Source organism: Klebsiella sp. EMBS2024 (assembly GCF_036233805.1).
Classification (GTDB): domain Bacteria; phylum Pseudomonadota; class Gammaproteobacteria; order Enterobacterales; family Enterobacteriaceae; genus Klebsiella; species Klebsiella pneumoniae.
Genome location: NZ_JAZARW010000001.1, coordinates 597,398 through 615,984 on the forward strand (window position 1 = coordinate 597,398; position 18,587 = coordinate 615,984).

At 59.0% G+C, this 18,587-nt stretch carries 12 protein-coding genes and 1 pseudogene; 10 read left to right on the forward strand and 3 right to left on the reverse strand.

Annotation, left to right across the window (positions count from 1 at the left end):
* Positions 1-228: 228 nt before the first annotated feature.
* The 6 genes and pseudogenes from VZP09_RS02765 to VZP09_RS02790 all read left to right on the forward strand — a co-directional run bounded on the left by VZP09_RS02765 (position 229) and on the right by VZP09_RS02790 (position 8,637).
* Positions 229-1,310: pseudogene (locus tag VZP09_RS02765) on the forward strand (hypothetical protein).
* 59 nt (positions 1,311-1,369) lie between these two features.
* Positions 1,370-3,568: a TonB-dependent receptor gene (locus tag VZP09_RS02770; protein ID WP_101982515.1), complete on the forward strand. Its 2,199-nt coding sequence runs from the start codon at positions 1,370-1,372 to the stop codon at positions 3,566-3,568.
* Between the two features lie 107 nt (positions 3,569-3,675).
* The gene (gene pheP, locus VZP09_RS02775) at positions 3,676-5,052 is read left to right on the forward strand and encodes a phenylalanine transporter (protein WP_004178890.1); all 1,377 of its coding nucleotides are present in this window, start codon (positions 3,676-3,678) and stop codon (positions 5,050-5,052) included.
* Between the two features lie 187 nt (positions 5,053-5,239).
* Positions 5,240-6,445, forward strand: coding sequence for an MFS transporter (locus tag VZP09_RS02780; protein WP_004198867.1), 1,206 nt, complete (start codon positions 5,240-5,242; stop codon positions 6,443-6,445).
* A gap of 16 nt (positions 6,446-6,461) precedes the next feature.
* Positions 6,462-7,484 (forward strand): sugar phosphate isomerase/epimerase family protein, encoded by a 1,023-nt coding sequence (locus tag VZP09_RS02785; RefSeq protein ID WP_020802270.1) that lies wholly within the window; start codon positions 6,462-6,464, stop codon positions 7,482-7,484.
* A gap of 1 nt (position 7,485) precedes the next feature.
* Positions 7,486-8,637: a Gfo/Idh/MocA family protein gene (locus VZP09_RS02790; RefSeq protein WP_135729495.1), complete on the forward strand. Its 1,152-nt coding sequence runs from the start codon at positions 7,486-7,488 to the stop codon at positions 8,635-8,637.
* Positions 8,638-8,656: 19 nt separating this feature from the next.
* On the opposite strand, the gene VZP09_RS02795 is transcribed toward VZP09_RS02790, so the two are convergent.
* On the reverse strand, positions 8,657-9,073 hold the full coding sequence (locus VZP09_RS02795; protein ID WP_004183289.1) for an Exc2 family lipoprotein: 417 nt from the start codon (positions 9,071-9,073) through the stop codon (positions 8,657-8,659).
* A 248-nt stretch (positions 9,074-9,321) separates the two neighbouring features.
* On the opposite strand from VZP09_RS02795, the gene VZP09_RS02800 reads away from it, so the two are divergent.
* On the forward strand, positions 9,322-10,302 hold the full coding sequence (locus tag VZP09_RS02800; protein WP_004176981.1) for a LacI family DNA-binding transcriptional regulator: 981 nt from the start codon (positions 9,322-9,324) through the stop codon (positions 10,300-10,302).
* Positions 10,303-10,305: 3 nt separating this feature from the next.
* Here VZP09_RS02800 and VZP09_RS02805 read toward each other — a convergent pair whose 3' ends face one another.
* Positions 10,306-11,550: a mechanosensitive ion channel family protein gene (locus VZP09_RS02805; RefSeq protein ID WP_004142570.1), complete on the reverse strand. Its 1,245-nt coding sequence runs from the start codon at positions 11,548-11,550 to the stop codon at positions 10,306-10,308.
* Positions 11,551-11,620: 70 nt separating this feature from the next.
* Entirely contained in the window at positions 11,621-13,048 is a 1,428-nt protein-coding gene (locus tag VZP09_RS02810; RefSeq protein ID WP_064148261.1) for an MFS transporter, read from the reverse strand.
* A gap of 108 nt (positions 13,049-13,156) precedes the next feature.
* On the opposite strand from VZP09_RS02810, the gene VZP09_RS02815 reads away from it, so the two are divergent.
* The 3 genes from VZP09_RS02815 to VZP09_RS02825 all read left to right on the forward strand — a co-directional run bounded on the left by VZP09_RS02815 (position 13,157) and on the right by VZP09_RS02825 (position 18,550).
* Positions 13,157-14,023: a helix-turn-helix transcriptional regulator gene (locus VZP09_RS02815; RefSeq protein WP_004151823.1), complete on the forward strand. Its 867-nt coding sequence runs from the start codon at positions 13,157-13,159 to the stop codon at positions 14,021-14,023.
* A 666-nt stretch (positions 14,024-14,689) separates the two neighbouring features.
* On the forward strand, positions 14,690-15,724 hold the full coding sequence (locus VZP09_RS02820) for a DUF2157 domain-containing protein (protein ID WP_004183291.1): 1,035 nt from the start codon (positions 14,690-14,692) through the stop codon (positions 15,722-15,724).
* A 96-nt stretch (positions 15,725-15,820) separates the two neighbouring features.
* Positions 15,821-18,550 carry a sigma 54-interacting transcriptional regulator gene (locus VZP09_RS02825; RefSeq protein WP_328794881.1) on the forward strand — a complete coding sequence of 910 codons (2,730 nt, stop codon included), beginning with the start codon at positions 15,821-15,823 and terminating at the stop codon, positions 18,548-18,550.
* Positions 18,551-18,587: the final 37 nt, after the last annotated feature.

Consider the following 18,587-nt stretch of genomic DNA (forward strand, 5'->3'; position numbering starts at 1 on the left):
ATCAGCAGATTATCTTTTTTGCCCGCCAGGACTTGTTTGATATTAGATAATGAGTATAGTTCTCATTCTCTTTTTCATTCGTAATTTTGGCAAGGTTCGAGCTGCGCCAGTGAGTCGTTCACTAAGAGTCGCGAAGGCGTAGGGTGACGTAAAGACAGCAGGCTGGAAACACACAATATCGGCCGCTGCGCGTCCATCGGGTCATTGATTTTTTATAGGGTTGATCCAATGAAATACACACTTCCGGCGTTGACGCTGGCCATCAGCGCGGCGTTAAGCGGCTGCGCGACGCCTCATTCCTCTGCCGTTTCCCAACCGGTTGTCGACTCGCCAGTCCCTAACGTGGCGCAACCGCTGCAGCGCCAGCTAGCGGAAGGGCTGTACGAGATGGCGTTAAGCCCGCAGGGTGATGCGCTGTACGTCGCCAGCGCTGAAGGCTTTAAAAATGTACAGGGCGGGGCGGTTTACACACTGGATCCGTACACCCTCAATACCATCGGCCTGACGCATACCGATCTGAAAAACTTCGCTTTACAGCTCTCTGCGGAGGGTAAAACGCTGTATGTCAGCAATTCGCTGGACGGCGGCATCAGCGCTATCGACACCGCCACCGGCAAGGTAAAAAACCGCCTGCTGTTCAGCGAGCGCAATGAAAAAGGTCGCCCTTATGGGGCCCGTCAGCTGCTGTTGCTGAATAATACTCTCTACGTTGGCGCGGTCGNGACCCGGCGCAAATCTGGGTGGTTGACGCCACTACCCTGAAGCTGAAAACGCGGATTAAAAATACCGGTAAGTGGATGACCGGCCTGCACTACTCAGCGCAAACCGGTCGCGTGTACGCCGCTAACGGCAGCGGTGAAATTCTGGTGATCAACCCGCGTAACCAACGCATTGAACAGCGCTGGAAGCCGCTGGGCGACAAGCCGGCGCTGCTGCTTAATATGGCCGAAGATAGCGACACCGGCCGTCTGTTCGTGACCGACAACTCGAAAGCGAAAACCACTCTGGTGCTGGATATCCACAGCGGCAAGCTGCTTAAACAGCTCGACGTCGGCGATTCGCTGGCGGTGCAGTTCAATAAGAAACGCCACGAAATTTATATTTCACAGCGTGAATCCGGCAAGGTCATCAGCCTTGACGCCAGCCGCTACACGCTGAAGAAAAGCTGGGCGCTGCCGGCCAATCCCAACAGCCTGCTGCTTTCCGCCGATGGTCAGACGCTGTTTGTCACCGTCAAACAGCCCTTCAATAAAGACCACTCCACTAAAGGCCCGGACAGCGTCGTACGTATCGACCTGAACGCGNAATAAAAATAACGGCTCCGGCGACGGGCCCTTTGATTCATTTATCCTCATCCATGGGGCAAATTATGCACACCACGCACTATTCATCCTTCCCGCTGCGTAAAACGCTGCTGGCCTTAGCCATCGGCGCCGCCAGTCAAACGGCGATGGCCGCGGACGCTGCCGCCGCGAAGCAGCCTGGCGAAGAGACCCTCATCGTCGAGGCTAACGAAACCAGCGATTTTAAATCCGGCGGCGACCTGGTGGTTCCGGCATTCCTCGATGGCCAGATCGCCCACGGCGGCCGTCTGGGGATGCTTGGCGAACAAAAAGCGATGGACGTCCCGTTTAACGTCATCGGCTATACCTCGAAGCTGATTCAGGATCAGCAGGCGAAAACTATCGCCGATGTCGTCAGTAACGACGCTGGCGTGCAGGCCGTACAGGGCTACGGCAACTTCGCCGAGACCTATCGAATCCGCGGGTTTAAGCTCGATGGCGATGACATGACGATGGGCGGCCTGGCGGGCGTGGTGCCGCGTCAGGTGATGGACACCCAGATGCTGGAGCGCGTTGAAATTTTCAAAGGGGCTAACAGCCTGCTTAACGGCGCGGCCAGCAGCGGCGTCGGCGGGATGATTAACCTCGAGCCGAAGCGGGCGGAAGATCTGCCGACCGCACGCGTTGGCGTCGACTATACCTCTGATTCTCAGGTGGGCGGCACCCTCGACCTGGGGCGCCGTTTCGGCGACAACAACCAGTTCGGCGCCCGGGTCAACCTGGTGCACCGCGAGGGTGAAGGCGCTATCGATAATGATAAACGCCGTACCACGCTGGCTTCGCTGGGGCTTGATTACCGCGGCGACCGTTTCCGCTCCTCGCTCGATTTCGGCTATCAGAAGAAAACGTTCCACGGCGGTACGATGGGCGTCAATATCAGCGGCGTGGATTTCGTTCCGGCGCTGCCGGACAACAGCAAAAACTACAGCCAGAAGTGGGGCTATAGCGATATTGAAAGCGAGTTCGGCATGGCGAAGGCAGAATATGACCTGACCGATAGCTGGACGGTATACAGCGCCCTCGGCGGCCAGCATTCGCATGAAATTGGTACCTACAGCGCGCCGAAGCTTCTGAATAAAAACGGCGATGCGACGGTGGGCCGCCTGGATACTAACCGCATTATCGACGCGATCAGCGGCATGGGCGGGGTACGCGGCGATTTCAATACCGGCGCGATTTCGCATAAGGTGAACCTCGGCTATGCGGCGCAGGTGCATACCGATGCGACCGCCTGGCGGATGTCGGCCAGGAACCCGACCACTAATATCTATGACAACCATGATGTGGCGATGCCGGATAACGCCTATTTTGGCGGCAACTACCACGATCCGCTGGTCACCTCGCGCAGCCGTACGCAGGGCTGGCTGCTGAGTGATACCCTCGGCTTCTTTAACGATAAAGTGCTGTTTACCGCCGCTGCTCGTCATCAGAAAGTGGTTGTGCGCAACTACAGCAACGCCACCGGGCTGGAAGATACCTCTTCGCGTTATACCCAAAGCCGCTGGATGCCGACGTTTGGCCTGGTGTACAAGCCGTGGGAGCAGCTGTCGCTGTATGCTAACCATACCGAAGCGCTGCAGCCGGGCTCTGTGGCGCCGACGACGGCGGCCAATGCCGGGCAGAGTACCGGGATCGCGCACTCGAAGCAGGACGAAGTGGGCGTCAAGATCGACTACGGTACGATCGGAGGATCGCTGGCGCTGTTTGAAATCAAAAAACCGAACGCCATTTCCGATACCGCTGGCAATTACGGCCTCGACGGCGAGCAGCGTAACCGCGGCGTAGAGATGAACGTCTTTGGCGAGCCGATGCTGGGACTGCGTCTTAACGCCAGTACCGTCTGGCTGGATGCCAAACAGACTAAAACCGCTGGAGGCGCAACCGACGGTAAAGATGCCATCGGGGTGGCTAACTTCTACGCGGTACTCGGCGCCGAATATGACATCAAGCCGGTGGAAGGCCTGACCGCCACCGCGCGCGTCAATCATAGCGGCTCGCAGTATGCCGATGCGGCCAATACCAAGAAGCTGGATAGCTACACCACCCTGGATTTAGGCCTGCGCTATCGTATGCGTCTGAACGCCGACCAGAACGAAATGATCTGGCGCGTCGGGGTGACCAACGTGACCAACGAGAAGTACTGGTCTGGCATTGACGATACCGGTACTTACCTGTTCGAAGGCGATCCGCGTACCGTCCGCGTCTCAATGAGCTACGACTTCTGACGCTAAAAAAAGCGGGGCGGGCGGCTGACGCTCGCCCCACGCAACTTGCGACAATCCCCCCTAAGTGATAAAAGGTGCCCCTTCGCAAAAACACACAGGGGAACGACGTGAAAGACGCGTCAACGTCGTCGGATGCCGTAGAAGAGAGCGGCCCGACGCTTCATCGCGGTTTACAGAACCGACATATTCAACTTATCGCCCTTGGCGGCGCGATTGGCACCGGCCTGTTTCTCGGCATTGGTCCCGCGATTCAAATGGCCGGCCCGGCGGTCTTACTGGGTTACGCCGTGGCCGGGATTGTCGCTTTTCTGATCATGCGTCAGCTGGGCGAAATGGTGGTGGAAGAGCCAGTATCCGGTTCCTTTGCCCACTTTGCCTATAAATACTGGGGGCCGTTCGCCGGCTTTCTCTCCGGCTGGAACTACTGGGTGATGTTCGTGCTGGTAGGGATGGCGGAGCTGACCGCCGCCGGGATCTATATGCAGTACTGGCTTCCCGACGTGCCCACCTGGGTTTGGGCGGCGGCTTTCTTCATCATTATTAACGCCGTCAACCTGGTCAACGTACGCTTGTATGGCGAAGCGGAGTTCTGGTTCGCGCTGATCAAGGTGCTGGCGATTATCGGCATGATTGCCTTCGGCCTGTGGATGCTGTTCGGCGGCCACGGCGGCAGCAAAGCCGGGTTCGACAATCTGTGGAAACACGGCGGCTTCCTCGCCACCGGCTGGCACGGACTTATTCTGTCGCTGGCGGTGATCATGTTCTCCTTCGGCGGGCTGGAGCTTATCGGCATCACCGCCGCCGAAGCGCAAAACCCGGAAAAGAGCATTCCCAAAGCGGTCAATCAGGTGGTCTATCGTATCCTGCTGTTCTATATCGGTTCGCTGGTGGTGCTGCTGGCGCTCTACCCGTGGGTGGAGATCAAATCCGACAGCAGCCCGTTTGTGATGATTTTCCATAATCTGGACAGCAACCTGGTGGCCTCCGCGCTGAACTTCGTCATTCTGGTGGCCTCGCTGTCGGTGTATAACAGCGGCGTGTACTCCAACAGCCGGATGCTGTTCGGCCTGTCGGTGCAGGGTAATGCGCCGAAATTTCTCGCCCGCGTCAGCAAGCGCGGCGTGCCGGTGAACTCCCTGCTGCTCTCCGGAATTATCACTTCGCTGGTGGTGGTGCTGAACTACCTGCTGCCGCATGAAGCGCTGGGGCTGCTGATGGCCCTGGTGGTGGCGACGTTGCTGCTGAACTGGATCATGATCTGTATGGCGCATCTGAAGTTCCGCGCCGCCCAGCGCCGCAAAGGGCGCGAATCGAAGTTCAAAGCGCTGCTGGCGCCCGCCAGCAACTACTTCTGCATTGCTTTCCTTGGGCTGATCCTGGCGCTGATGTGCACTATCGACGGCATGCGTCTGTCGGCGATCCTGCTGCCGGTGTGGATCCTGTTCCTGTTTATCGCCTTCAAACTGCTGCGCCGCCCGGCGTAAGCGAGATGCCCCGCCGTCCGGCGGGGCTGCCTGCCTTTTTATTGTGATCCTCTTCGCAGGCGGCGCATTTGCCTGGCGATCTTCTTTTTGTAATCGATTACTTTTGTTTTGAGTGGTTTTGTAATCGATTACTTTTCTGAGGGCGAGCAACATGGTCACAACAACAGAAGGTCGGGAAAGTGTCCGCGTGAGCCACCGTTTTCTGGTGCCGCGGCTGTCGTTAATGATGTTTATGCAGTTTTTTATCTGGGGCAGCTGGTCGGTGACCCTGGGGCTGGTGATGACCCGCTATGAGATGTCATTGCTGATCGGCGATGCGTTCTCCGCCGGGCCGATCGCCTCCATCTTGTCTCCTTTTGTGCTGGGGATGCTGGTGGATCGCTTTTTCGCCTCGCAGAAGGTGATGGCGGTGATGCACCTGGCCGGGGCGGCGATCCTGTGGTTTGTCCCGCAGGCGCTGGTGGCGCAGAACGGCGCCCTGCTGATTGGCCTGCTGTTCGGCTATACGCTGTGCTATATGCCGACCCTGGCGCTGACCAACAATATCGCCTTCCACAGCCTGGCCAATGTCGATAAAACCTTCCCGGTGGTCCGCGTGTTCGGCACCATCGGCTGGATTATCGCCGGGATCTGCATCGGGGTGACCGGTATCTCTGATACCACCGGCATCTTCACGCTGGCGGCGCTCTGTTCGGTCGCGCTGGCGCTCTACAGCCTGACGCTGCCGCACACCCCGGCGCCGGCCAAAGGCATGCCGGTTCAGTTTCGCGACCTGCTGTGCGCGGACGCCTTCGCGCTGCTGAAAACCCGCCATTTCCTGATTTTCTCCCTCTGCGCCACCTTAATTTCCGTGCCGTTAGGCACCTATTACGCCTATACCGCGTCGTATCTGGCGGATGCCGGCGTCAAAGATGTCAGCACCGCGATGTCGTTCGGTCAGATGTCAGAGATCGTCTTTATGCTGGTGATCCCGTTGCTGTTCCGTCGCCTCGGGGTGAAATACATGCTGCTCATCGGCATGGCGGCGTGGTTCGTCCGCTACGCCTTTTTCGCTCTCGGAGTCAGCGAGGAGGGGCGCTTCCTGCTCTATCTGGGCATTTTGCTGCACGGCGTGTGCTATGACTTTTTCTTTGTCGTTGGCTTTATCTACACCGACCGCGTGGCGGGCGAGAAGGTAAAAGGCCAGGCGCAGAGCATGATTGTGATGTTCACCTACGGGATCGGCATGCTGCTGGGCTCGCAGATCTCCGGCGCGCTGTATAACCATCTGGTGGCCGGCCAGAGCGTGCCTCAGGCCTGGGTGACCTTCTGGTGGATCCCGGCGGTGGCCGCCGCGGTTATCGCGCTGATTTTCCTTTTCTCTTTCCAGTACAACGAGAAAGAGCCGCACTAATTTTTCAGGAGGGGGTATGAAAACGATTAAGGGACCGGGCATTTTTCTGGCGCAGTTTATCGGGACGCAGGCGCCGTTCAACACCCTGGCGGGGATAGCGCAGTGGGCCGCCGGCCTGGGGTACAAGGCATTGCAGATCCCCTGCAACCACCCGGCGATTTTTGATGTCGAGCGGGCGGCGGCGAGCCAGACCTACTGCGACGAGGTCAGCGGCATCCTGGCGGAGCATGGGCTGGTGATCAGCGAGCTGTCCACTCACCTTGAAGGACAGCTGGTGGCGGTGCATCCAACGTATGACGCGGCGTTCGACGCCTTTGCCCCGGCGGCGCTGCATGGCGATCCGCAGGCGCGCCAGCGCTGGGCGGTGGAGAAAGTGCGCCAGGCGGCGGTAGCCTCCGGCCGCCTGGGGCTGCAGGCGCACGCGACCTTTTCCGGGGCGCTGGCATGGCCCTTTTTTTATCCGTGGCCGCCGCATAATCAGCCGCTTCTGGATGAGGCCTTTGCCGAGCTGGCCCGGCGCTGGCGGCCGCTGCTGGACCTCTTCGACGAGCAGGGGGTCGATGTCTGCTATGAGATCCACCCCGGCGAAGACCTGCACGATGGCGTGACCTTTGAGCGTTTTCTTGCGCTGGTGGATAACCATCCGCGCTGCAATATGCTCTATGACCCGAGCCACCTGCATCTGCAGCAGATGGACTACCTGACCTATATCGATATCTATCATGCGCGTATTAAAGCGTTTCACGTCAAGGACGCCGAATTTCGCCGCAACGGGCGCAATGGCGTCTACGGTGGATACCAGCCCTGGCAGCAGCGGGCCGGGCGTTTCCGCTCTCCCGGCGACGGGCAGATCGACTTCAAAGGGGTGTTCAGTAAGCTGACCGAATATGATTTTGCCGGCTGGGCGGTGCTGGAGTGGGAGTGCTGCCTGAAGGATAGTGAGACCGGCGCGCGCGAGGGCAGCGAGTTTATCCGCCGCCATATCATTCCCGTTGCCGGACGGGCCTTCGATGACTTTGCCGCCGGCGGGAGGGAGTAACATGATTCAGGTTGCGATTATCGGGGCAGGGTTTATTGGCCCGGCGCATCTGGAGGCGCTGCGGCGGCTGGGAGATGTCGAGGTGGTGGCGCTGTGCGACAGCCGCCTTGAGGCGGCGCAGCGCAAGGCGCGAGCGCTGAACATTGCCCATGCCTACGACAGCGTGGAGGCGCTGCTGGCCCATCCGGGGCTGCAGGTGGTGCATAACTGCACGCCCAACCATCTACATGCCCAGATTAACCGGCAGATCCTCGCCGCCGGGCTGCACGTCTTCTCCGAAAAACCGCTGTGTATGACGGCGGAGGAGGCGCGGGAGCTGGTGGCGCTTGCCGCCCGGGCCGGCGTGGTGCATGGCGTCAGCTTCGTCTACCGCCAGTTCGCTATGGTCCAGCAGGCGGCGGCGATGATCCGCCATGGCGAGGTCGGCAGAATCTTCGCGGCCCACGGCAGCTATTTACAGGACTGGATGCTGCTGGAGACNGACTACAACTGGCGGGTCGATTCGGCGCAGGGCGGCGCGTCGCGGACGGTGGCCGACATCGGCTCCCACTGGTGCGATACCGTGCAGTTTATGACCGGTCGGCGGATTGTCGAGGTGATGGCGGATCTGTCTATCGTCTGGCCAACGCGTAAAGCGCCGGTCAATGGCAAAGCGACCTTCAGCGCCGTTCACGAGGCGCAGGCATATGAAACGCGGCCTGTCGATACCGAGGACTTTGGCTCGGTGCTGTTGCGTTTTGACGATGGCAGCAAGGGCAGCTTTATGGTCTCTCAGGTGAGCGCCGGGCGGAAAAACCGTCTGGCGGTGGAGATTAACGGCAGCCTCTGTTCTCTGGCCTGGGATCAGGAAGTGCCCCAGCGGCTGTGGATCGGCCACCGCGAGCAGCCGGATCGCCTGCTCAGCGATGACCCGAGCCTGCTGCGGCCGGAAATCGCTGACAGCGCCCATTACCCCGGCGGCCATATTGAGGGCTGGCCGGACGCCTTTAAGAATATGATGGGGCATTTTTATCAGGCGGTGCGCGCCGGGAAGATGCCGGCGGCCGGGGTCCGGCGCTTCGCCGCTTTCGACGACGGCGCCGATGTGAAGTACATCATCGAGGCGATCGTCAAAAGCCATCAGGAACAGCGCTGGGTCAGCGTTGAACGCTGAGCGCAGGTGGGGCGCAGGATTATTTCACCCCAAGATAGCCGTCGAGATAGGCACCGGAGAGCTCGTTGCCGAACAGGACGGCATCTTTATTTTCCATCGCATTATCCCATTTGTCGCTGGCATTGCCGGTGAAGGCGTGCTCGGTGCGGGTGCCCTGCGCCGCCTGCTGTTTGATGGCTTCCGCGGTGCGGCGGGCATCGCTTTCGCTCATGCCAGCGGCTTTATCCTGCTGTCCGCGGGCATACATCGCCGTAAAGGTCGGCAGGTTTAAACGGTAATTTTCCTGGCGGTTGACGGTGAAGTTGCCGCCGACAAAATCGGACCGGTGGGCGACGAAGGCGTAGGCATGGCGTTCCGGTGACGATTTTGACGAGGTGCAGCCGGTGATCGTTGCCAGGGCACAGCTGAGGGCGAGAACCGCGGTGGAGAGCCTCATGGGGATATCATCCTTAATCATAAAAGAAAAAATGGGGCGCAGGCGGTCTGTTGCGCCTCCTGCGCTAATGAGAATATGAAACGGCAAAAGGATGCGCGTTAACGGGGCGGGAGAGAAGCCCTGATTATTAATAGTTTCCCGGGACACCGTCTCGCTGAGCTACGCTTTCGCGCCAGGCTGGCAGGCCAATCAGAGGTCATTTATGATAGCCTGCAGGATCCACCTCTATCGCAGGAAGTGCAGGGTTTATGTCTATTCAGAAAATTGCTCGTCTGGCCGGCGTCTCGGTGGCCACGGTGTCGCGGGTGCTGAACAACAGCGATACGGTAAAAGCCAAAAACCGTGAGCGCGTACTGCAGGCGATCAAAGAGAGCAACTATCAGCCGAACCTGCTGGCGCGTCAGCTGCGAACCGCCCGCAGCAATATGATCCTGGTGATGGTCTCCAATATCGCTAACCCCTTTTGCGCCGAGGTGGTGAAGGGGATAGAAGAAGAGGCGGAGAAGAATGGCTACCGCATTCTGCTGTGTAACTCCGGGTCGGATCTGGCCCGCTCGACCTCGGGCCTGCAGCTGCTCTCCGGCAAAATGGTCGACGGCATTATTACCATGAACGCGCTCTCCAGCCTGCCGGAACTGACCACCATGATTGGCGATGCGCCCTGGGTGCAGTGCGCGGAGTATGCCGACACCGGCAGCATCTCCTGCGTCGGGATTAACGACGTTGAGGCGGCTCAGGGGGCGGTATCCCGGTTGGCCGATAGCGGCCGCCGCCGCATCGCGCTCATTAATCACGACCTCAGCTATCGCTATGCCCGTCTGCGCGAGCGCGGCTATAAAAGCGTGCTGCACGTGCACGGTCTGGCGTATCAGCAGGTGACCTACGCGCAGGATCTTAGCGCGGCGGCCGGTAAACGGGCGATGGAGCAACTGCTGTCGCAAGACGAGAAGCCCGATGCGGTGTTTGCCGTTTCGGACTCCCTCGCCGCCGGGGCGCTGCGGGCTATCGCCCAGGCCGGACTGCGGGTGCCGGAGGATATCGCGGTGATCGGCTTCGATGGCACCGAGCTGGCGGAAGTGGTCTCCCCGCAGCTGACCACCGTCGAACAGCCCTCCCGGGCGATCGGCCGTACGGCGGTGTCTCTACTGATGAAACGCATCGACGATCCCGACGCTGCCGTCGAGCGGGTGATGATGGACTGGCGCGTGATAGACCGCGCCAGCGTCTGAGGATCAGCGGGAGAAGGCGCCGGTCAGCGCGCGAATATCGTTGCCGGTGGGCGTTTGATGAATGCGTAAGCCAAACTCATCCACCACAGCGAAGACATGGTCGAAAATATCCGCCTGGATCCCCTCATATTCCGCCCATACCACGGTGTTGGTGAAGCAGTAGATCTCGATCGGCAAGCCGTTGGCATCCGGCGCCAGCTGGCGCACCATCAGGGTCATATCCTGGCGGATGCGCGGATGATGGCGTAAATACTCCTGCAGATAGGCGCGGAAGGTGCCGACATTGGTCATCCGCCGCTCGTTGAGGATCGATTGCTCCCCGGCGTACTGCTGGTTCCAGGCGCTAATCTCCTCGTGGCGTGAATCCATATAGGGTTTGAGTAATTTCGCCCGGATCAGGCGCTGCTGCTCCTGTTCATCAAGAAAATGAATGCTGGTGGTGTCGATGTTAAGGCTGCGTTTGATGCGGCGGCCGCCGGAGGCCGACATGCCGCTCCAGTTTTTAAACGAGTCAGAGACCAGCGACCAGGTCGGAATGGTGGTGATGGTATTGTCCCAGTTGCGCACCTTGACCGTGGTGAGGCCGATATCGATCACCGCGCCGTCGGCGCCGTACTTCGGCATCTCCAGCCAGTCGCCAAGCTTGAGCATATCGTTGGCAGAGAGCTGGATACCGGCCACCAGACCGAGGATCGGATCTTTAAACACCAGCATCAGCACCGCGGCCATCGCGCCGAGCCCGCTAATCAGGATCGCTGGCGACTGGCCTATCAGTAGCGAAATAATCAGAATGCCGATAATAATCGCCGTCACCAGCTTAATTCCCTGGAATATGCCCTTCAGCGGCAGCTGTGAGGCGGCGGGAAATTTCTGCGCCAGCTTTAAAATGACATCCAGCAGCGAGAAGAAGGACAGCATGGCATATATCATCACCCATAGCTGGGCCACGGTGGTTAATATTTCCGCGGCCTCGCTGCCTTTTTGCAGCCACAGCACCGCCTGGACGTTGACGATGATCCCCTGCAGGGTAAAGGCCAGTCGGTGAAAGAGTTTATTCTGCGTGATTATTTGCAGCCACAGATGGCTGCTGGCCAGCGCCCGTTTTTCAAATGCGCGCAGGACCACTTTGTGCAATATCAGATGCACGACCACGGCGGTGAACAAGATAATGCCGAAGATAATCATCAGCGAGCGGGTGGGGGTTATTTCGATTCCTAAGGCGGCAATTTGCGATATTAATTCCTGCATAACGTCTCCTGAATATCCAGCGGGTATGATGACCGCTGGATAGCTATTATGCAAATTACCGCCGCCGGTATTACGAGGCCACCGTCGCCGGCTGTCGGTTGAGATGATGGCGTAGCCACAGCGCTATCGCCCCCAGCAACAGCATCATGGCCACCTCGACCAGCAGAAAATCAATCAGCGCCTGCGGATAGTTGCCGCCGCCGCGACGGGCCAGCGCCAGGAACAGCGAACCAAGGATAGCCGGTCCGAGACCGAGGGTCGCCTGCTGCAGGGTGCTGAGGATTGCGCTCCCGGCCCCGGCGTCGCTGGCGCTGATATCGCGCATACCAATCCGATAAAAGCTGTTGACGATCAGCGCCTGGCCATAGCCGATCAGCGCCGTGGCGGGAACCAGCGTCAGGGCGTTGGTGGCGACGCCGAAGCGGGAGAAGGTGGCGCACAGCAGCAGGAGACCGGCGATCTGCACCGCCAGACCGGTCAGCAGGATCCGCCCCATGCTGTAGCGGGCGATAAGCCGCGGGGCATACAGCGCCGAAATAAAATAGGCCACGCCGAGGGCGATAAAGCTATTGCCGGACTGCCACGGCGCCATCCCCAGCCCCTCCTGCATGGTCAGCGCCATGCAGAACATAAAGCCGGACCAGGCGCTGAAAAACAGCAGGGCGATGGCCATCCCGAAGCGGATGCTGGTCAACTGCAGCAGACGCGGCGGCAGCAGAGGATGGTCGCCACGCTGCTGCTGGCGCAGGGCGCTCTGACGCATGGCGAACAGCAGCGGCAGGACCGCCACCAGCATCAGCTGCAGCCACAGCGGCCAGTGCAGCTCCGGACCGAGGGCCATCGGGAACAGCAGGCAGCAGAGGATCAGCGCGAGGTACAGCGTACCCTGCCAGTCAATCCGCGACGGCGTCTCGCGACGGGTTTCCGGCACATAGCGGCGGCTCAGAGCCAGCACCAGCAGGCAGATCGGCACATTGATAAAAAAGGCGTTGCGCCAGCCCAGCCCGGCGATGTCCGCCGACACCAGCCAGCCGCCGCCCATCTGACCGACGATAAAGGCGATCCCGCCGATCCCGCCATACAGGCTGATGGCCCGGGCGTGGGCGGGGCCTTTGAGGGTGACGTGCAGGGTCGCGAGGATCTGCGGCACAATCAGCGCCGCCCCGGCGCCCTGCAGGGTGCGGGCCGCCAGCAGGGCGCCAATGTTGTTCGCTATCCCGCACAGCAGGGAAGCGATGCCAAAGAGGGCGACGCCCCACATAAACAGGCGCCGGCGGCCATAGTTATCGCCAAGCTTACTGCCCATCGCCAGGCAGACGGCAAAGGCGACGCCGTACAGCGCGACGATAAGCTCCAGCTGCGTGGCGCTGGCCGCCAGGGTGTGGGTGATGGCGTCCAGCGCCACATTGGTGATCGAGGTATCAATAAGCGGCAGCATCTGGCCGCTCAGCAGCAGCAACAGACCGGCGCGGCCGGGTGAAACAGCAGACGTATTCATGGGATTCTCCATTGCGTCATTCAGCAGACCGACGTAGCATTACCGATAAATTAAACGGGTACCAGTTCCTGTCTATACTGGTATTGGCACTACTATGCTGGAGGGGTGATGACCACGATGCCGCAACGGGAGTCGACGATCGCCGTGCCGGACGATCGACGCAAACAGCTGGGGGCCTTTCTGCGCGCCCGCCGTGAAAGCCTCGATCCGCAGCGCCTGGGGTTGCCCCGGGTGGGCCGCCGGCGCACGCCGGGTCTGCGCCGGGAAGAGGTGGCGATGCTCGCCGACGTCGGCGTTACCTGGTACACCTGGCTGGAGCAGGGGCGGGAGGTGAATCCGTCGGAGGCGGTGCTGGTGGGGGTGGCGAATGCCCTGCAGTGCAGTCCGCTGGAGACCCGGCATCTGTTCGTGCTCGCCGGGCTGACCCCGCCGGAAGCCACCCAGGTGACGGTGTGCGAAGGCATCAGCCCAGGGACCCGCCGGATGCTGGACAGCCTGATGCCGCAGCCGGCCAGCATTCAGAAACCGAACTTTGATATTGTGGCGTGGAACGACAGCTTCTGCCGCCTGATGGGCATCGATTTCGCCACCCTCCCGGAAGAAGATCGCAACTGCATTTATCTCTATCTGACCCATGAGACCTGGCGCAGCCGGATCGAAAATCGCGATGTGCTGCCGACCTTCGTCTCCTATTTCCGCGCCGCGATGGCCGAGCACCGCGGCGATCCGGCGTGGGAAAACAAACTGGCGCGCTTTTTCGCCGCCTCGTCGGAGTTTGAAGCGCTGTGGCATCAGCGCTACGAGGTGCGCGGCGTGGAAAACCAGATTAAACATTTTAACCACCCGCAGCTCGGGCGATTCAGCCTGCAGCAGATGTACTGGTATTCGGCGCCGCGCAACGGCTCGCGCCTGCTGGTCTACCTGCCGATGGACGAGGCGGGCGAGCAGGCGCTGGCGTGGCTGGACCAACATTAATCACAAGGAATCAGATGGCTGGCAATGTGCCATCTTCGGGTATTGCCCGGCCGGCGCTGCTGGACGGTTCCCTTTCCCTCCGGGAGTAGGGGAGGGAAAGCACTGTCGGGAAGTCCTGTATGTGATCTACGACTTCAGCACACATTGCGCTCCCGATACGCCTTCTGCGTTATGTCACTCATGGCGCAGGGAGCGCACAGGGGGCGGCCAGTCGCCGCCGCCCCCTGTACCCCCGGGCTCCGGCCAGCAACATCGCCGCTGCGCGGTGCCTTCGACTTATCCCTGCAGGCTTCGGGTCGGGCCGAGGCAGCGTCCATGCAAAACACGGCCCTCAGCCCGCATCCATGCGGGCTGCCCCGGCCTNCCGGGAACGTCTCAGCGATGTTGAGGCCGCAACACCGGCAGTTTCAGTCGCACAAGTGGGTAAGTTAACGGCTGGCTGCTACGGACCGTAGGCCGGGTAAGGCGCCAGCCGCCACCCGGCAATAAAGCGGCTCCGTGCCTGATATCATGCTCGGCGGCGCTGCGCTTACGCGGGCTTACGGTAAGGAGTAACAATCTGATATATAAATGGTTAATTAGGCCGGGGAGGGCGACAGCCGCTGCCCGGCAGAAAGGCGAGCATATTAGCGAAAACAGGTTTGTCATCAGTCTCAAGGAATGCCTATGAACGTAACCCGAAAAGAGCAGCGCATTATTCAGCGCGCGCTGAATGCCTGGCAGGCCAGCGGGGAGTTAACCCCCTCGGACAGCCAGCGGCTGGCGCAAACGATGCGCGTCTCCCCCTTCGACTGGCGGCGCCTGAGCCGCTATGCCTTCTGGACCGCGCTGGCCTGCGTGCTGATTTCCCTGGGCAGTCTGTTCGCCGACAGCGAGCTGGTGGCGTGGCTGCTGAGCCTGTTCAGCCACTCGGCGCTGATGCGGATCCTGCTGCCTGCGCTGCTGGCAGTCGCCTGCTACGGCTGGGGGTTTCGTCGCCAGCGGCGGGAGACGCAGTGGCACTACAGCACCGAGGCGATTTTGTTTCTGGGCGTCGTCTTTACCGCCGTGGCGCTATGGCAGCTTGGCGAACGGCTGGATAACGGCAGCGGCCATATCGCACCGCTGTTTCTGGCCGGATGCGTGATTTACGGCGCCATCGGCTATATTGCCCGCTCCGGGCTGGTGTGGCTCTTTTTTCTGCTGGCGCTGGGCAACTGGTTCGGCGCGGAAACCGGCTACGTCTCGGGGTGGGGCGCCTACTGGCTGGGCATGAACTACCCGATTCGCTTCGTCCTGTTCGGCGGCGCGCTGCTGGCGCTCTGCTACGGCGCGCAATCCCTGCTTCGCCAGCGGCAGCTGTTTACCGTCAGCAAGGCGATGGGCCTCACGTACCTGTTTATTGCGCTGTGGATCATGTCGATTTTCGGCAATTACGACGCAGACAGCTGGTACCAGGTGAGCCAGGCGCGACTCCTGCCGTGGGGGCTGCTGTTTGCCGTAGCGGCCGGCGTCTGCATTTTTATCAGCCTGAAAACCGATGACGGAATGCTGCGCGGCTTCGGACTAACCTTCCTGGCGATCAATCTCTATACCCGTTTCTTTGAGTTTTTCTGGAACGGGATGCACAAGGTGCTGTTTTTCCTGATCCTTGCCGTCTCGCTGGCGGTGATTGGCCGCTATGCCGAGCGCATCTGGCATGCGGGGAACGTTAAGCCATGAAAAATTAAGCGTTTTTAAAGAAGTGTGGCTGGCGGCAGCGACGTCCTGCGCGAATTGTCGTATAAGCGAATTTTACGCTTTTGACAGGGGAGCGAGATGAATAAGGAGTCGATTTTTCGCCAACTAGAACAACGGATCGCCGGGCGAGCGCTGACGGCGGAAGCGCTGGGCGAGTTTAACGCTATGGCCATCGCCGATAGCTTGAAGCAAAAACGCAGCATCATCAGCCATCATCTGAATAATCTCCATCGCGAGCAGCGGGTGGTCAAAGTGAACGGTCGCCCGGTGCTGTTTTTACCCGTTACCGTTCTGCGCGATCATCACCGCCTGGCGGTTCGGCACGGCGAATACGCCTCCATTCAGGCGCTGTGCGCGGATCGTCAGGATAGTCTGGCGCAGCTGATTGGCGCGCAGGGCAGCCTGCAGGAAGCATTGCGCCAGTGCAAGGCTGCCATCAGCTACCCTGGCGCAGGTCTGCCGCTGCTGCTGCGGGGCCCTACTGGCACCGGGAAAAGTTTTCTAGCTCGCCAGCTCTGGCACTACGCAATAGATGAAGGTATTTTACCTGCCGATGCGCCTTTTACCGTATTTAACTGCGCCGAGTACGCGAATAATCCAGAACTACTGACCTCGAAGTTATTTGGTCATGCGAAGGGGGCCTTTACCGGCGCCGATAAGGCCGTTCCTGGTCTTATCGAGACCAGCAACGGCGGGGTGTTGTTTATCGATGAGGTTCATCGGCTGCCGCCCGAAGGCCAGGAAAAGTTGTTTCATTTTATGGATAACGGTAGCTGGCGCCGGCTGGGGGAGAGCGCCGACGAGCGCAGCGCCACGGTGCGGCTAATTTTTGCTTCAACCGAGGATCTGGAAAAACACTTCCTGGCGACCTTTATTCGCCGTATTCCGGTGATTGTAAAAATTCTGCCGATCGCTGAACGCGGCCAATTCGAGCGGCTGGCGTTTATCCACCACTTTTTCCGCCGTGAAGCCCAGCGTTTGAACCACGATCTGGAGCTGGATGGCGAAATCGTCAGCCAGCTAATGCGTGAAACGCTTGAAGGAAATGTCGGTGGGCTGGAAAATTTGATTCGCAATATTTGCGCCAGCGCCTGGACATTTGGCGAACGTGATAGCGGTCTTTTACATATAAAAGCGGGTTTGCTGCCCGACCGATTACTGGCGGATGCGCCTTTTACCCTTCAGCAAAATAGCGAGCGGGTTATGATTTACCGCGATGGCGACGCGCAGCCTCTTTTTTCTGGTCGTCACCATGAATACCAACGGCTAACGGAAAATATTTGTAGCCTGTGCGAGGAGTTGGCTCAGGATAATATTAGCGTGCGGACCTTTGAAAAGCTTATTTATCAGAACGTGACGCTCTATCTTGATGCGCTGATGAATCAGGAGAGTACGGTCTCTCTGCAGGACAAACGGCTGCGCTTTATTGAAGATGTGGGCAAAGCAATCGCTGTCAATTATGACCTTCAGCTAAATGTCGAATTCGCTTATCTTACCGGCCGCTACCTCACCAGCCTCCCTCTGGCGCCGCGCAGCGTTGCTGAGCCCGTGCGTCTGGTGATGCAGCGCTGGCTGGACTCCTCGGCGGGGCTGGCGCAACGCATCGCGGAGAAACTACTGGATGTCGTCAATAATAAATACGATCTGCTCATCGATACGCTTGACCGTCTGGCGATTACCGCCATTGTCAGTAATGCTATCGATGCGACCAGCGGCGGAAAAGTGAAAGCGCTGATAATCGCCCACGGTTATTCGACCGCCAGCAGCATTGCCGGCGTTGCCAACCGCCTGATTGGCGAGAAGATCTACCAGGCCATGGATATGCCGATGGAGGTGGCGTTTAACGATGTCAGTCGCGCCGTGGTTGATTATCTCCAGCATACGGACACGCGTGCGGGTGTGATGGTGCTTATTGATATGGGCTACACCAAGGAGATTGCCGATGCGCTTTTGTCGGTGATTAACGGCCCGCTGGTAGTGGTGGATAACGTCACGACCCGCATGGCGCTGAACGTTGCCAGCGAGATCGCGTTGGGAAAAAACATCGAACAAATCGCCGAAGAGATCGTGCCGCTTAATCAGTCGCGTTGGGATGTGTTCTGGCCCGCAGAAAAAAAAGAGCGTGTGCTGCTGGTGACCTGTATTACAGGTATCGGTACCGCATTTAAATTTAAAAATCTGATGGAGAAGAGCCTGCTCAACGATTTTGATATTAACATCATCGCCTGCGAGTATACGCGCTTAAAAAACAGTCGTACAGCGGTATCGTTGCTCCACCAGTATGAAGTTATTGCGGTCGTGGGTACCCACGACCCGCAGCTGGCCGGAGTGCNCTGGGTTGGCATTGAGGAACTACTTGGCGAGCAGGGGCATCGACATCTGAGTCAGCTCTTAAGCGGCTATCTTAATGAAAAGCAAATTGCGCTGATTAATAAAAATATGGTTCGTGAGTTTTCACTGCATAACGTTGTCAACTCTCTGACGATACTGAATGCTGGAAAAACCATGGGCCATATCGAAACCATTATCGCTGAGTGGCAAAATACGCTTGGTTTTCATTTTAATAATAACTTAATTATCAGTTTATATGTGCATCTCAGCTGTATGATTGAGCGTCTGGTAATGCGTAATGAAATTAGCCATTATAAAGATCTTGAGCAATTTACCCGCCAGCATGGTGAATTTATTGCCATGGTGAATCACTCGTTCCAGCGCCTGAAAATACTCTATAACGTGGCGCTACCGGTAGCGGAAATTGGCTATATTCACGATATTTTTGAATTACGTATTGAAGATTTTAGCTGGTAATCCTCAACGCAGCCCCGGAGAATTACGCCGGGGCTGG